Genomic DNA, 15,790 nt, shown 5'->3' on the forward strand with positions numbered 1-15,790 from the left:
ATCACAAATTACCGATACGTGTTATAACACCATCTTAATTTCTGACTTTTTAACTTAAAAGTTCTAATAAGTTGTATGCAAAAGAAATAAAAAATTAAGAATTAATAAAACATTTACAATTTTTTAACTTCACTATTTTTATTAATCGACTATTAACTTGTTGAATAGCAGTACATTTGTTTTAATGTCAGAATAAACTGACTATAATTTTACTTCTTTATGATGAAATTCGACCTAAATACAACCAATCTCGTTGACTATTGTAACAAAAAGGTCAGCGAAGTTGTTTTGATTTTTTAAAAATTTGGTTCCGACGCAAAATGAATGCGCTCTTTTGTAGTAGGGTGGTTAAACTCAATATAAGCAGCATGCAAGTGTAATCGATCGGATTTTTGACCATAAAGATCGTCTCCAACAATAGGACAGTTCATTCCTTTAGGATGAGCAGAATGAAGGCGAAGTTGATGTGTTCTTCCTGTCAATGGAAAGTATCGCACTTTGGTTTTACCGTTTATAATTTCGATTTTTTCCCATTTAGTAACTGCTTTCTTTCCATGTTCATAACAGACTAACTGTCGAGGTCTATCGTCAAGATCAACCCGTAGAGGTAGTGATATAATTCCAGAATCGGTATCGATAATGCCATCAAGTAAAGCAATATATTCCTTGACGATGGTATGGTTGATAAATTGACTCTGAATAAATTTGTGAGCTTCTTTAGTTTTGGCTATCACAAGAATTCCGGATGTAGACATATCTAACCGATGAACAATTAAAGGCCCTGCATCGGGATATTTTTTAAGCATGCGTGTATAGACCGAATCTTTAACATGTATGCCAGGTACGGATAGGAATTCTTCAGGCTTATCTATAATGACCAGGGTTTCATCTTCGTAAATAATCGGGAGTTCAATGCTTTCATCAGGGCTTTCGAGCATCGGATTTTTATCAACCTGTAATCCCTCAAGCATAAAGCCGAGAATAGGTTCACATTTATTACGACATGCAGGGTAGTAGCTTTGGTGTCTTCGTACTTCAGCCGAAGGCGATTGTCCCCACCAAAATTCGGCAAGTGCAATTGGCTTGTAATCATTTAAATAAGCATATTGCAATAGTTTTGGTGCGGCACATTCACCAGATCCAGCAGGTGGTTGCAAATTGTATGCTTTAAAAATGTCAATGACATTTTTAGTTTCCCCTTTCGCATTTTTAAAATTGTATTGTGCAAATAATTGATTTTGCAACTGTGCAGAACGTTTTTTACGCTCTTCCTTTAAATCTGCTATTATATTGAGGTGATCATTTAGTGGTTTTTCAGCGATGGAAATATCATGGTGATATTGTTTTTGGAAAACACTCAGTTCAAATTTATCTCTTAAACTCTGTTTGATCAGATCTTCTTCAAGCAGTTGATATGATGCAGCTGATAGGGTTAATTTTGATTTGTCTCGAAGTTGTTTACGTTCTTTCTTTTGAATTTTCAGATTTTCTTTAAAGTTGGCCAATTGCTGATCCAGCCTCACTTTAGTATCATCGAGCTTTTCTTTCAGTTGCGTACCTTTTTCACTCTGCTCTAATGCTGTAATTTGCTTATTAAGGTTATTGAGGTGTTCCTCTTCTAACAGAAAAAAAGAATTTTCCGTTAACATATCAAAAACCGGAGGTACAAAATAGCGATGATCATTTTTGCCAGCCAGTTTACCGGAGAAACCAGCTAAAAATCCGATATGACCATCTTGATCTTGGACAATTAATACACCGAACATTTTACCAATGGCCTGTCCATCCATTTTTTCGTTTAGACCAAAATTATGAACCCATTCCGTTTGAGTAAGAATATATTCTTGAACAGATGCGCAGGCTTGTTTTGCCAGTTCATGTGGTTCATAACAGAAGGGGAAAGTAAAATGTGTAGGTAAAAGTATTTCCTTGATTTCCTCATTAAATTCGTGAAAGTATAGATCACCGTTCAAACAATTCCCCTTCATCATTGTTGTTTTCATTATGCGTACAAAAGTACAAAAATGATGTTATTTTTATGACAATATTATTTCTTAATTAATGGGCTTTACGGCCTCATTTTATTAATATTGTATATCAAGTAACAGTGATTTTAATAATTTAAATAAATTGTAAAATAATTCATTATGAAAGCAAAAATTGGTATTAAAGAAGCAGACTTGGCAAAGGTAGCCGCTATTTTGAATAATGTGTTAGCGGATGAAAGTATTGTGTATCAAAAAACAAGAAATGCACATTGGAATGTTGAAGGTCCAGATTTTCATGCCGCGCATTTATTTTTGGAATCGCAGTATAATGAATTGGCAGAAATTATTGATGAAGTCGCAGAACGCATCCGTCAAATCGGACATTATGCAGTAGGTTCATACGCCAAATATCTAGAATTGACCCACCTTACAGAGACGAAGTACGAACATACAGATAGTAAAGGGTTTTTCAAAGAATTACTGTCAGATCATGAATCTGTTATTATGAATATTAGAGGAAATTTGGATGCGGTCGAAAAAGCTGGAGATCAGGCGACTGAAGATTTTCTTGTTGGTTTACTAGCGCAGCATGAAAAGATGGCTTGGATGTTACGTGCTCATGTAGCATAACTTTTATAACAATACTTTCAATAAAAAAGCAGTACCCTCGGTACTGCTTTTTTATTGAAAGTACTAAAAACTGCATGATAATTGTAAAGGGCATTACATTACTGCAAATTTATTTTTCCATTAGTATGCGCTATTATTTTGTTTTAATTATCTTTTCGCTTCTGTTTTTCTCATGTGCCGAATCCCTTATGGTACAATCGACTGGAGTTTTACAAAATGCATCGCGGACACATCACTTAAAAAATGGTGAACGTGAGCTGATTTACATTCCCATGCGGCATTTAGGTAAACGTAATTATTACGATTATATTCAGCGAATGGTTGACTCATTACAAAATCAAGGGTTTGTTGTATTTTATGAAAGTATTGCCTACCAAGTGGATAGTGCCCAACAAAGAGATGTATATGATCGAAAGTTTCGAAAATTAGTAGGACACGTAATAGGTAGTACCAAAGTCTATGAAAAAACTTCCGATACAACAAAAGTATTAATGGCTCCACTTTATAAAAATCTCGGAAGTAGAATCATCCAACAGCCCCAATATTCGTTTTTTAAAGTTGATTATAATACAGCAGTTATTGCAGATATTCCCAAAAATGAACTTTTGGACGAATTTGAATACAGCTATGGTGATATTATTCTTGATTCATGTGACTGGAAAACTCCTTTAAATGAGCCTTATACTTGTAAACCTATAAAAGCAAAGTTTAGAAATATTTTCGACCGGGAATTTATAATGAAAAAAAGAGAACAAAATTTAGCAGCTTTGGTGGCGGATGCTTCACAAAAGAAAATTCTAATTATGTTTGGGGCCGCGCATTACAAAGGCTTTCTCAAATATTTGAAAGAGCGTAACCCGGATTGGATAAATGTAAAATAAGAAAATATGGAGAAATTGTTTATTGTTATTTTGGTACCCGCTGTTATATATCTCGTGTATTACCTTTTAAATAAAACGGAGAAAAATAGCAAAGCCATCAGGCGTGTTCTGAGTAAAGAGGGAAAAGATATTCTTTTGAAAGAAGTACAGTACTATCGAAATTTGAACGAAGCGGATAAAATTGAATTTGAAAAGCGCTGCTTACATTTTTTAGATCATGTATCTGTAGAAGGAATTGGTGTTGAGGTTTCTTTAAAAGATTATATGTTAGTAGCGGCAAGTGCTATAATACCTGTTTTCGCTTTTAAAAATTGGAAATATACAAATTTAACAACTGTACTGCTTTATCCCAATACTTTTAATCAAGATTACCAGTTCGAAGGCAGTCAGGGGCGCAATATTTTAGGAATGGTAGGCGAGGGGTCCATGAACGGTCAGATGATTTTATCAAAAGAGGCTCTTGAAGCTGGTTTCTCAAATACAAAGGACGGCCAAAACACGGCCATTCATGAGTTTGTCCACCTGTTGGATAAAACGGATGGTGAAGTCGATGGATTGCCGCAGTTTTTGATAGATCATACGTATAGTCTAGCCTGGTTAGAAATGATTCGTAAAGAAATTTTAAAAATTCAAGAAGGTAAATCTGATATCAATCCGTATGGCATTACAAATCGGGCGGAGTTTTTTGCCGTTGCTTCCGAATACTTTTTTGAGAACCCAGAACGGCTTAAAAATCATCATCCTGAGCTTTACAAAGCATTAAGTATGGCATTTCAGCAAGACCTGAGTCCTGCTTAATCATGTTACCTGATTGTTGTTAAGGGACTACTATTCAATATGTATGGTTATCTCTTAAGTAAAGAATAGACTTGAAACAAAAAAGCTCTTCCATATGATGAAGAGCTTTTTTTATTGTTTTATTAAGCGTTCTTTATTAAAACCTATATCGCTTCTAAAAGTTGTTTTTCATGTAGTTCAAAATATTGTCCTTTTAAGTTCATAAGTTCATCATGAGAACCTTCTTCCGCAATTCTTCCCTGATCCAACACAATGATTTTATCGGCATTTTTGATTGTCGATACACGATGCGCTATAAACACACATGTCTTTCCTTTCATAATACGGCTTAGGGAAGTCAATATCTGTTCTTCCGTTTTGGTATCTACGGCAGACAGACAGTCATCAAAAATCAAGATCTTAGGTTCTTTAATTAAAGCCCGCGCGATGGAGACACGTTGCTTTTGTCCTCCAGAAAGCGTGATTCCACGTTCCCCAACCGAAGTTTCAAAACCTTGATCAAATCCCATTATATTTTCATAGACTGCGGCATCTTTCGCTGCCTGCTCGACTTGCTCCTGTGTAAAGTGGTCTAGACCAAATGCGATATTGTTACTGATCGTATCTGAAAATAGAAAAACCTCCTGAGGCACAAAGCCTGTTTGTTGCCTTAGATCTTGAAAATCTAGTTTTGTGATAGCAGTGTCGTCATATTTGATGGCCCCCTTGTCGATATCAAACATACGAAGCAGTAAATTCGCTAAAGTCGATTTACCCGATCCCGTTTTACCAATGATCGCCAGTGTTTTCCCTGCAGGAATATGAAACGATAAATCCTTGATCGCTTGAATCCCCGTTTCAGGATAGGTGAATGAAATGTTTTCAACCTTCAGATCTCCTGTAAGTACTTTTTTAATTTCGCCGTTAATAATAGGAGACTCGGTATTTAAAAATTCGTTGATCCGTTTTTGCGATGCTGAGGCGCGCTGTACCAGTGAAGTTACCCAAGCTAAAGACATAGCAGGGAAAGTCAATTGGTTGACATAAATGATAAACTCAGCAATATTTCCCGCAGTGATAGTACCTTTTGCAACTTCCAAACCACCCACATAAATGGTTATTATGGTGCTTAAACCAATTAATAATAGAATTAGCGGAAAGAAGACTGCCTGTACTTTGACAAGTGATAAAGCCGTATTCCGATAGATGGTACTCTCTTCTTCAAAAGAATCCATTTTATATTTTTCTCTGTTGTATGTTTTAATGACTCTGATACCTGCAAAGTTTTCTTGAACAAAAGACGCTAAACGTGCCAGTTGCTTTTGAATTTTCTCACTTCTTTTATTAATGATCTTATTTACAAACAAAATAACAGCAGAAAGAATAGGGATAGGGATAAGTGCATATGTCGCTAGACGGGCATTAACATCATACATAGCATAAATCACCATGATCGATAAGACAACGGTATTGATGGCATACATAATAGCAGGGCCGAGATAATTTCTGACCTGGTTGACATCTTCCGTAGCCCTACTCATAAGATCTCCCGTGTTATTTCTTCTAAAAAAAGCAAAATCTAGTTTTTGATAATGTCTGTAGATTTCATTTTTTAAATCATACTCAATATGGCGAGATGTCAGAATGATTGTCTGGCGCATCATAAACAAGAAAATACCACGAAGCAGAGACAGTAATAAAACTACCCCACCGAAAAATAGCAAACTAGATCCAAAAACTTTATAGATCAATTCTTGTCTTTCAAATCCGTGGTAGAGTTTATATAAATAGATATTCTCTTGTACCAGATCAAAAGCTTCTCGAATTACTTTTGCAGGAAGGATACCGAAATAATTGGAAATTATAACAAAAATTACCCCAGGAACAAGCTTCCAGCGATATTTGTAAAAATATTTATTTAAATAAGCTAACTCTTTCATATGATAATACAAATGTAAAACTTATTCGGCATTTAATTTTCTATTTTACGAACTTATACTGTCACAAACAGTTCATAAGTTTTGTATTTATTTTGAAAGAAAAATTTAGTGTGAAATATATTTTCTACTTTTGTTCCCAAATTACCATAAATAAAACTTGAAGCAGAATTTTATGTCAGCATCTCAAACTCCAATTTTCGAATTATTGGGACAATTTGGTCACCAGAATTTGTTTTTTTGTAATGATGAAGTAGTTGGTTTGAAAGCAATAGTTGCGATTCATGACACTACATTAGGTCCAGCAATAGGCGGTGTCCGCATGTTGCCATATTCCAGTACAGAAGAAGCTATCGAAGATGCTCTTCGCCTTTCTAGAGCAATAACTTACAAATCAGCAATCACGGGCCTTAATCTAGGTGGTGGTAGTGCCGTGATCATCGGTAATCATCGTATAGATAAATCTGAGGTTTTGCTGAGACGCTTAGGACAATTTATTGAGGGCCTAAATGGTAATTTCATCGCTTCGATCGATGTAGGTATCGGTCAACGCGATTTGGAACATATTTTTACAGAAACTTCACATGTGGCAGGCTTGCCTAAAGCGATCAATGGCGGGGGTGATACTTCAGTCTTTGCGGCACAAGGCGTACTCTATGGTATTAAAGCTTCCTTAAAAGAACTATACGGTTCAGACAGTTTAGCGGGACGTAAAGTTATCGTGCATGGTATAGGAAGTGTTGGTGAGCGTTTGATCGAAATGTTACGTGATGAAAATTCGCGCGTATATGTAAGTGATATTACGGAAGACCGGATGTTGAAAACAGCAGCAAAATACAAAGTTGAAACCATTGCTTTCGATAAAGTTTTTGATTTTGACTGTGATGTTTATGCACCTTGTGCATTAGGGGGGACTGTTAATCCTGAAACTGCCGCAAAAATGCAATGTAAAATTATTGCTGGTGCAGCAAATAACCAATTGAAGGATGAATTGGTTACGAGCAACATCCTGCATGAAAGAGGTATTTTATATGCACCGGACTATTTAATTAATGCAGGAGCATTGGTTAGTTGTTATTCCGAAATACAGGGCTATGGCGCTGATCATACCGAGTTTGTCATTAAAAATATATACAACGCAACGCGCGAAGTACTACAAAAATCAAAACAAGAAAATATTTCTTCGTTCCAAGCTGCTAATCAAATCGCAGAAAAACGTATCTTTGACATTCGAAAACTCAAAAGATAGAGAAAACAAACAAACAAAACAATCGTTCTTACATACAAATCGTTCTTTAAAATACTATGTTAAATAGAAGACACCTAAGGGTCAAAGTAGTGCAGACGCTTTATGCGTACAGTTTATCTGAAGATAAAGATATCAAAGCCTTTGAAAAGGCATTATTGCAAAATGTGGATGAAGTGTACGAAATGTACATTTGGACTTTAAATCTCCTGGATGAAGTGGCCGATTATGCATTGATAGATGCAGAAGGTCGTGCAAATAAGTTTTTGCCAACAGAAAAAGATTTATCGCACAACACCAAACTAAGTAGCAATACTTTTATCGAGTCTTTAAGACAAAATCCGCAGTACGCAGAAGGAGTAAAGAAATACGGTGTTTCTTGGAACTTTGATCCTGAAATCGTTCGTACAGTATTCGCTCAATTGAAGCATTCTGAAGATTATGCATATTATATGCAGTCATCAGATCGTTCTATTGCAGTGGAAAAAGATATTATTAAGTTTATCTTCAAAAAAATTATTTTAAAGTCCCCTGTAATTGAACAGGTTTTTGAAGAGAAGTTTATCAACTGGACGGTCGATAAGGAAGTTTTACAAGCATTAATTGCCAAAACATTTAAAAACTTCAGTTCAGAAGAACCGAGACAAAATAAACTGGCAGAGCTTACGCAGAACTGGTACGATGATAAAGATTTCATCTTAAATCTGATTGCAAAAACAATCCGATATACAAATGAATATCAAAAAATGATTACCGAGAAAACAAAAAATTGGGAATCAGATCGTATTGCATTAATCGATACTTTATTAATGCGCATGGCTATTTGCGAATTGGTGAATTTCCCTTCTATTCCGGTAAAGGTTACAATTAATGAGTATATTGAAATCTCAAAAGTATTCAGTACACTGAAGAGTAATACCTTTATTAATGGTATTTTAGATAAAATTTTAAGTGATTTAAATCAAGATGGCCGTATTCAAAAACAAGGTCGTGGATTGAATAATTAAAAATATTGATATGAAAAAAATGAACTATTCACTGCTTTTAGCATTCGGTATCTGGACTTTAAGTTCATGTGGTACCAGTAACAAGAGCGAAAATACAAGTTCAGATTCCGTAAATGCAACAGCAGATACATCTGTAAATACAGAAGCTGCAGCTGGTGCAATCGGTACTATCGAATTTGCAGAGCCTGCATTTGACTTTGGACAGATCAAAGAGGGAGCTGAGGTTACACATACTTTTACGCTGAAAAATACAGGAAATGCACCTTTAATTATTTCAGAAGTTAGAGCTTCTTGTGGATGTACACAACCTGAGTTTTCAAAAAGTCCAGTTCTTCCAGGTAAGACCTCAGATATAAAGGTCACTTTCAAAAGTGAGGGTCAGGTGGGTAAACAGCAGAAAATTATTACCATACACTCTAATGCTTCAAATGGGTTGACGACAGTTCAGCTGAAAGGTGAAGTATTGGCAGCTAAATAATAAAATATAACAAAGATACATATGAACACAGTTTTTTTACAGGCAGCGGGCTCAGGAAGTAGTTTAATGAGCTTCTTACCGATGATTCTTATCGTGGTTGTTTTTTATTTCTTTATGATTAGACCTCAGATGAAGAAACAAAAAGATCATAAGAAATACATTGAAGAATTAGGTGTTAATTCTCAAATTGTAACAAATGCGGGTATTCATGGTCGTATTGTTGAAGTTTCAGAAACAACGTTTTTAGTTGATGTGGGTTCTGGTGTTAAAATTCGTTTTGACAAATCAGCAGTAGCTTTAGATGCTTCTAAAGCATTGAATGCAAAAGCATAACAAAACAGAAATTCCAGAAGGCCGATCTTACTAAAATAAGATCGGCCTTCTTATTTAATCACATTCAAATTGCCCTATATTTCATCAGGATATGAAATACAAAATGTTTAAGTTTGTAGTATGGCAAATATTATTCGTATCAGTAAATCACAAAAAAGGAAATTAATCACATTCACGCGGTGTGTTCTTATTTCTTTATTTGCCTGGCTGTTATTTTCCATCTCAAATGAATATGTTATTACTGTTAAGGCAGGAATTGAATATGTAAATTTGCCAGAAAAGCGTGCTTTTCATCCGCAACAATCGGATACTGTTAATATTAAGTTAAAGATGACCGGCTGGCAGGTGTTGTTTTCAAAAGTAAAATCGCAAATTCCGACGGTGCATGTTGATATCAGCGGTTTAAAAAATAAAAATTGGATCGTTTTCTCCAATCAGATCGGTTTCATTAATCGTCAGTTCCCACATGAACAGCTAGTGGTTTCCGTAAGTCCTGATACCCTTTATTTTGATTTTTCAAAACAGACACAGCGTAAAGTGCCTGTAAAAGCAATGGCAGATATTCAATTTAGAAAGCAATATGGTTTTATAGGGGAGACGCTCGTCAATCCAAAATATGTGACAATTTCTGGTCCTTATGAGGATGTGGCGAACATTGAATATTGGGAAACAGATACAATCAGAGGAAAAGATGTATCAACAGATTTAAGAACAGTAGCCTATCTTAATAAGAATCAAAGGGCGAACATCAATGTGTATCCAACTTCAGTTGAAGTACTGATGCCAGTAGGCGAATTGACGGAGAAAATTATAGAACTACCCTTAAAGGTTGAAAATAACACACATTTTAAGTCGGTAAGAACGATGCCTAGTAAGGTTGCAATTACGGTTCTAATGTCTGTAAAAGATTATAATAATTATACTGCCCGGGATTTTGAAGCAGTTGTTGATATCAACGATTGGGAAGAAGCAAAAGTCAAATATTTACCAGTTATTTTGACTAAAGTTCCTGATTTTTGTTCTGTTCTGAGAATAGAACCTCAGAATGTTGATTTTTTTGTACGGAAGTAATATGGGAATAAAAGTAGGAATAGCTGGCGGTATCGGTTCAGGAAAAACAATCATATGCCATGTTTTTAAGGTTTTAGGTATTCCCGTTTACAATGCGGATTTAGAAGCAAAATTGATCATGAATAAGAGTGATCAAGTGCGATTGGCAGTGATGCAGGAATTCGGTGATGAAGCCTACAGTAATGGCTTGTTAAACCGAGCGTTTCTCGCAGCTCAGGTTTTTAACGATGCTGCTAAGCTTGCGCAATTAAATCGCATCGTTCATCCGGCAGTCATTCAGGCAGCGGAGGATTGGGCTGATGCACAGACAGCTCCATATTCGTTAAAAGAAGCATCTATTTTGTTTGAAAGCGGCTCTTATAAAAAAGTTGATTACAGTATTTTGGTTACAGCTCCGATAGAAATACGCATTGCTAGAGTAATGGAGCGCGATCAGGTTACTAGAGAGCAAGTCCTTGCGCGGATGAATAATCAGATGTCTGACGAAGAAAAGACCAAATTAGCGGATTTTGTCATTATCAATGACGGCATTACCCCAATAATTCCACAAGTGATGGCATTGCACCATCAATTTCAGAAATAAATTTTTATGTTAAATATATTATCAGACTTTCTGGTTCGAAGACCAGAAGGATATTATTGTCAATATGGTGACTTCTATATTGACGCAATGTTACCCGTGCCGGTAGATGTTGTCTCTCACGGTCATGGAGATCATGCAAGACCCGGTCACGGTATTATTTACTGCACAGCTGTTACAGGCGCTATTATGCATTATCGCTATGCGCAGCAGCCACTATCAAGCTACCGAAAAATAGATTTTAAAAGTAGTTTTCACATTGGCCAAGTTGAATTAACCTTTATTCCAGCAGGACATATTTTAGGTTCTGCTCAAATTTTGATGGAGTACAAGGGGGTGAGGTATCTATATACTGGAGATTACAAATTGCAGGAAGATGAAACCTGCGAGCCTATAGAGATTGTACAAGCAGATGTACTGATTACAGAATGTACTTTTGCCGATCCAGATGTTATCCATCCTGATCCCATTGCGGAAATAAAAAAACTAAACGAGCAACCTTTTAATATTCTCTTAGGAACATATGCACTTGGGAAGGCACAGCGGTTGACCGATCTGATTAATAAACATTGCCCTGATCGAAGAGTACTGGTTCATCATGGGATACTGCCACTTCACCGTATTTATGATGATCTGGGGCTTAAAAAGCTGGTGTACGAGCAGTATAGTCGACGGGAGATGAAAGTGGGCGAACCTAATAAGGTGTATATGGTGCCACCTATGACATTCAATAGTTATATTCGTGCCACCAACGTTGTCCGTGCTTTTGCATCCGGATGGAAGAGGTTGCAGCAACATAATGATCTTTCGCTCTTCATATCCGATCATGTGGACTGGAATGACATTTTGTATTTTATTCAAGCGGTAAAACCACAGGAGGTCTGGACACTGCATGGAGATGGCCGAATATTAAAACAGCATTTTGAAGGTAATCTCGATGTTCGTGATATTTATTAATATCTTATTGTCAACTATTTAATAGCATTTATATAAAAATTTTATTTATATAAATGCTAAAATTTTGCTAAGAATTTCTTTTTGATTTTTGTAGAAAAATGCAGACAACAACTCCAGATAATACGAGAATTAAACTAAAAGGAAATATATAATTCATGCCAAATTGCTTTGCCACCAATCCTACAAGTGGACCGGAGATGCCTAGTGAAATATCAATAAACAAACCATATGCGCCCAAGGCCGCACCTTTGTTTGCGCTCGAAGCACTTTTTACAGCTTCTACTCCTAACGCTGGAAAAACCATTGAAAATCCCAATCCTGTAATAGCCGCACCGATGATGGTTACAAAAGGTGTAGGGGCAAAGGAGATTAATAATAAACCAACACTTTCGATCAACATGGAGTAGAGGGCTATTTTGACGCCTCCAATTTTATTAATGCTTCCCGTGAGGACAAATCGACCTAAAACAAACATTGTACTGAAGCAGGTGATACAAATTGCAGCATTCTCCCAACCTTTATAATTATAGTACAGGGTAATGAAGGTTGATATCGTTCCAAAACCTATACCCGCCAATGCGAGTCCTGTCCCAAAAGGAGCAACAGATTTGAGAACCGAAAAAAACGAATTCCGAACCTCTTTCGATATAGCATACAGTGCTTTTTTATTAATGGTCGTAATAAGGCCAATAAGCCCGACCAAGGTAGTTAAAAGTGCGATAGACCAATTGCCCAGGTGCAGCGACATTAAGACGCCTAGCGGAGCTCCTATGGCCATTGAGCTGTAATTGAAGATTCCATTGTATGAAATTGCGGTACTGGTATGTTGTTCCCCAACACGTAAGATTGCCCAGTTGATTGGACTGGCACCGACCATTCCTTCTCCACAGCCAGTAAGTAATCGGGAGACAGCCAACAAACTTAAAGCAAGAAGCGGAGATGAGCTATTGGAGAATGCAGCCCATAAAAGTATCCCTGTAAGGATAAAGCAGATCATACTGATGATGATAGCAGGCTTAGGACCTTTTTTATCCACAATTGTCCCGGCATAAGCACGCATAAAAAAGGTCATAATATATTGTGAGCCAATTACTGCACCAGCGATAATGGTATTGAATCCCAAAGTTTGATGGATGAAAATAGGAAGGACTGCTAACGAAAGACCAATGGTGAAGTAACCGTAGAAGGTTAGAATCGCATAGCTAGCAATCTGAAAGCGGTAGTCCTGCGCCGCTTTTTGTAAAGATTTGGATAACATGCTGCAAAGGAAGCAAACCTAAAGGGGATAAAAAAATAAAAGCCAATATTCTGCATCAGAATATTGGCTTTTATCGTTAATCAATTAAAGTTGATTACCACCCTTTGATCGCTCCGCCTTTGAAAACTTTTTTAGCGATGGCTTCTACTTCCGGTGATTGATAAGCTTCTATAAATTGTTTGATACGCTCATCATTTCTATTATCCTCTCGCGATACAATTAGATTCACATAAGGTGATTCTTTGTCTTCAGCAAATAAACCTTCTTTTTCAGGGTCTAAACCAGCCTGAGCAGCAAAAGTATTGTTAATAATAGCAATGATAACCTCTTTGTCATCTAAAACCCGTGGTAATTGGGGAGCTTCAAGCTCCATAATATTTAATCTCTTCGGATTTTCTATGATATCTGTCTTTTTTGGCAGAAGGCCCACATCATCTTTTAATTTTATTAATCCTTCTTTTTGAAGTAACAACAGCGATCTGCCCCCATTCGTTGGGTCATTAGGAATGACAATAGTTGCTCCTGGCTGTAATTCATTGATTGACTTTATTTTTTTAGAATAAGCAACTATAGGAAAGACAAAGGTATTGGCGACTGCGGCTAATTTATATCCGCGCTGTCTCGATTGTTCTTGAAGATAAGGAAGGTGCTGAAATGAATTAACATCAATATCACCTTGGTTCAACGCTTCATTAGGGACTACATAATCGTTAAAAGTTACAAGCTCGACGTCAAGATTAAATTTTTCTTTTGCCACCTTTTTTGCCCCTTCAGCAATGTCTTGCTCTGGACCGGCGACAATTCCTACTTTAAGGACTTTTGAATCTGTTTTTTTTCCGTTACAAGCTGTTAAGCCAAATAGAGCCAATGCTACAACGCAAATTTTAGAATGTAATCTCATAGTTTTTTAAAATAGATGTTAACGATGATTAGCTTTTTTAGACAGGTAATCTCCTGTAAATTGAAGAATAAATACAATTAAAATTAGTAAAATTAATACAGCATTCATAATAAATGTATCATAACCGATATAACCATATTGGTATCCAATCTGTCCAAGTCCACCTGCACCTACTGCTCCGCCCATAGCTGAATAACCGACTAAGGTAATCAATGTAATTGTCAGATTATTAACGAGTGATGGTAGAGACTCGGGGAGTAAAACTTTGTATATTATCTGTAATGTAGTGGCTCCCATGGCACGCGCAGCTTCAATTAGACCATGCGGAATTTCCAATAGACTGTTTTCAACTAACCTGGCAATGAAAGGTGCGGCAGCGAAACTTAAAGGTACCAAAGCTGCAGTAACACCAATAGAAGTGCCTACAAGCTGCCTGGTAAAAGGTATCATCCAAACGATCAGGATAATAAAAGGTATGGATCGAAATATATTGACCAGTATGGCAAGTAATTGATGAATATATTTATTTTCATGTAATTGGTTTCTTCGTGTTAAAAAAAGAAAAATACCAGTAGGGAGGCCAATCAGAAAACCAAAAAAGCCAGACAGAAAAGTCATGACGATAGTTTCGATAGTACCTTTTATCAATAAATCAATAACTGTATCAGACATATCCTATGATTTCTATTTGTGAGTAATTTGATTTTAAATAGTGGAGGCTGTTTCTGATATTATCAGCATCACCAATAAGTTCCAGATTAAGTATGCCGAATTTGATTGAACCTACATAATCAATCTGCGCACTGATAATAGCCACATCAATTGCATATTGCTCATGCAGATGCTTGATAACAGAAGTTTGATTAGAATGTTCTGCAAGATAAATCTGGACGATGGGATTTCCACTCTCTTTCAGACGCTCTTGATAGATTGTCGGTAATTCGGCATGAAGTGACGATTGAATGAAGTGCTTTGTTAATGTCTGCTTAGGTGATGTGAAGATCTGTTCCACTGTGCCAGTTTCGATTAATTTTCCGCCATCAATGACAGCAACTTGATCACAAATGATCTTAATCACTTCCATCTCATGTGTAATCAGCAAGATGGTTAAATTTAATTTTTTATTGATTGCTTTTAGCAACTGCAAAATAGATTTAGTTGTAGCAGGGTCCAAAGCACTGGTTGCTTCATCACATAACAAAATCTCAGGATCACTTGCGAGGGCTCTAGCAATAGCAACACGCTGTTTTTGACCGCCAGATAAACTTGCAGGATAGTCATGTGCTTTGTCTTCCAGTCCTACCAAAGCCAGTAGCTCCATTACCTTTAGCTGAATATCATTTTTCGAAGTGCCGGTCAGTTCCAGCGGAAAAGCGATATTCTGATATACCGTACGGGAGGAAAGTAAATTGAAATGTTGAAAGATCATACCGATCTTGCGTCGATGCTGAATTAAATCCTGATTGGATAATTTCATCAGGTCGACACCGTGAATCAAAATTTGTCCCTCGTCGGGTTTTTCCAATAAATTGACGCATCGGATTAATGTGCTTTTTCCTGCACCTGAGCTACCTATAACCCCAAATATTTGCCCTTTTGGAATAGCAAGTGTTACTTGATCCAATGCTTTCGTAAACTTATTTTTTACTGCAAATGTCTTGGAAATGTTAATTAATTCTATCATTTATGTATAGTAAAAACTAATCTTACAAAAAAACCTTTCAAACATGTCCTGAAAGGCTAATG

Annotated in this window: 16 protein-coding genes; 10 read left to right on the plus strand and 6 right to left on the minus strand. The window is 36.4% G+C overall.

What is annotated here, in order from left to right; genetic code table 11:
* Positions 1-296 precede the first annotated feature (296 nt).
* Positions 297-1,991 (minus strand): RluA family pseudouridine synthase, encoded by a 1,695-nt coding sequence (locus HCX49_RS14490; RefSeq protein WP_237682807.1) that lies wholly within the window; start codon positions 1,989-1,991, stop codon positions 297-299.
* Positions 1,992-2,147: 156 nt separating this feature from the next.
* Between HCX49_RS14490 and HCX49_RS14495 the strand changes: the two genes are divergently transcribed.
* From HCX49_RS14495 to HCX49_RS14505, 3 genes are all read left to right on the plus strand, one after another.
* The gene (locus HCX49_RS14495; RefSeq protein WP_132772702.1) at positions 2,148-2,618 is read left to right on the plus strand and encodes a Dps family protein; all 471 of its coding nucleotides are present in this window, start codon (positions 2,148-2,150) and stop codon (positions 2,616-2,618) included.
* A 74-nt stretch (positions 2,619-2,692) separates the two neighbouring features.
* The gene (locus HCX49_RS14500; RefSeq protein ID WP_168127467.1) at positions 2,693-3,499 is read left to right on the plus strand and encodes a hypothetical protein; all 807 of its coding nucleotides are present in this window, start codon (positions 2,693-2,695) and stop codon (positions 3,497-3,499) included.
* A gap of 6 nt (positions 3,500-3,505) precedes the next feature.
* Complete coding sequence (locus tag HCX49_RS14505; protein WP_168127468.1) at positions 3,506-4,297, plus strand: zinc-dependent peptidase; 792 nt, start codon at positions 3,506-3,508, stop codon at positions 4,295-4,297.
* 143 nt (positions 4,298-4,440) lie between these two features.
* On the opposite strand, the gene HCX49_RS14510 is transcribed toward HCX49_RS14505, so the two are convergent.
* Positions 4,441-6,216, minus strand: coding sequence for an ABC transporter ATP-binding protein (locus tag HCX49_RS14510; RefSeq protein ID WP_132772705.1), 1,776 nt, complete (start codon positions 6,214-6,216; stop codon positions 4,441-4,443).
* A gap of 172 nt (positions 6,217-6,388) precedes the next feature.
* On the opposite strand from HCX49_RS14510, the gene HCX49_RS14515 reads away from it, so the two are divergent.
* From HCX49_RS14515 to HCX49_RS14545, 7 genes are all read left to right on the plus strand, one after another.
* A complete protein-coding gene (locus HCX49_RS14515; protein ID WP_031287814.1) occupies positions 6,389-7,462 on the plus strand; it encodes a Glu/Leu/Phe/Val family dehydrogenase in 1,074 nt (357 codons plus the stop codon).
* Positions 7,463-7,518: 56 nt separating this feature from the next.
* Positions 7,519-8,466 (plus strand): transcription antitermination factor NusB, encoded by a 948-nt coding sequence (gene nusB, locus HCX49_RS14520; RefSeq protein WP_021189220.1) that lies wholly within the window; start codon positions 7,519-7,521, stop codon positions 8,464-8,466.
* Between the two features lie 10 nt (positions 8,467-8,476).
* Positions 8,477-8,944, plus strand: a complete 468-nt coding sequence (locus tag HCX49_RS14525; protein ID WP_021189219.1) for a DUF1573 domain-containing protein — start codon at positions 8,477-8,479, stop codon at positions 8,942-8,944.
* Positions 8,945-8,965: 21 nt separating this feature from the next.
* A complete protein-coding gene (gene yajC, locus HCX49_RS14530; RefSeq protein WP_021189218.1) occupies positions 8,966-9,277 on the plus strand; it encodes a preprotein translocase subunit YajC in 312 nt (103 codons plus the stop codon).
* Positions 9,278-9,397: 120 nt separating this feature from the next.
* Positions 9,398-10,348, plus strand: coding sequence for a hypothetical protein (locus HCX49_RS14535; protein WP_132772709.1), 951 nt, complete (start codon positions 9,398-9,400; stop codon positions 10,346-10,348).
* Position 10,349: 1 nt separating this feature from the next.
* Positions 10,350-10,931, plus strand: coding sequence for a dephospho-CoA kinase (gene coaE, locus HCX49_RS14540; protein ID WP_168127469.1), 582 nt, complete (start codon positions 10,350-10,352; stop codon positions 10,929-10,931).
* 6 nt (positions 10,932-10,937) lie between these two features.
* On the plus strand, positions 10,938-11,885 hold the full coding sequence (locus HCX49_RS14545) for an MBL fold metallo-hydrolase (protein WP_168127470.1): 948 nt from the start codon (positions 10,938-10,940) through the stop codon (positions 11,883-11,885).
* A 67-nt stretch (positions 11,886-11,952) separates the two neighbouring features.
* Here the strand turns inward: HCX49_RS14545 and HCX49_RS14550 are convergent, their stop codons facing one another.
* The 4 genes from HCX49_RS14550 to HCX49_RS14565 form a co-directional block, all read right to left on the minus strand.
* Positions 11,953-13,143, minus strand: coding sequence for an MFS transporter (locus HCX49_RS14550; RefSeq protein ID WP_132772712.1), 1,191 nt, complete (start codon positions 13,141-13,143; stop codon positions 11,953-11,955).
* Between the two features lie 94 nt (positions 13,144-13,237).
* Positions 13,238-14,044 (minus strand): methionine ABC transporter substrate-binding lipoprotein MetQ, encoded by an 807-nt coding sequence (gene metQ / locus HCX49_RS14555; protein ID WP_168127471.1) that lies wholly within the window; start codon positions 14,042-14,044, stop codon positions 13,238-13,240.
* A gap of 18 nt (positions 14,045-14,062) precedes the next feature.
* On the minus strand, positions 14,063-14,716 hold the full coding sequence (gene metI / locus HCX49_RS14560; protein WP_132772716.1) for a methionine ABC transporter permease MetI: 654 nt from the start codon (positions 14,714-14,716) through the stop codon (positions 14,063-14,065).
* On the minus strand, positions 14,709-15,728 hold the full coding sequence (locus HCX49_RS14565; protein WP_168127472.1) for a methionine ABC transporter ATP-binding protein: 1,020 nt from the start codon (positions 15,726-15,728) through the stop codon (positions 14,709-14,711). The genes metI and HCX49_RS14565 overlap by 8 nt, the downstream gene beginning before the upstream one ends.
* Positions 15,729-15,790 lie beyond the last annotated feature (62 nt).

Source organism: Sphingobacterium sp. B16(2022), from assembly GCF_012030425.1.
GTDB classification, from domain to species: Bacteria; Bacteroidota; Bacteroidia; order Sphingobacteriales; family Sphingobacteriaceae; genus Sphingobacterium; species Sphingobacterium anhuiense.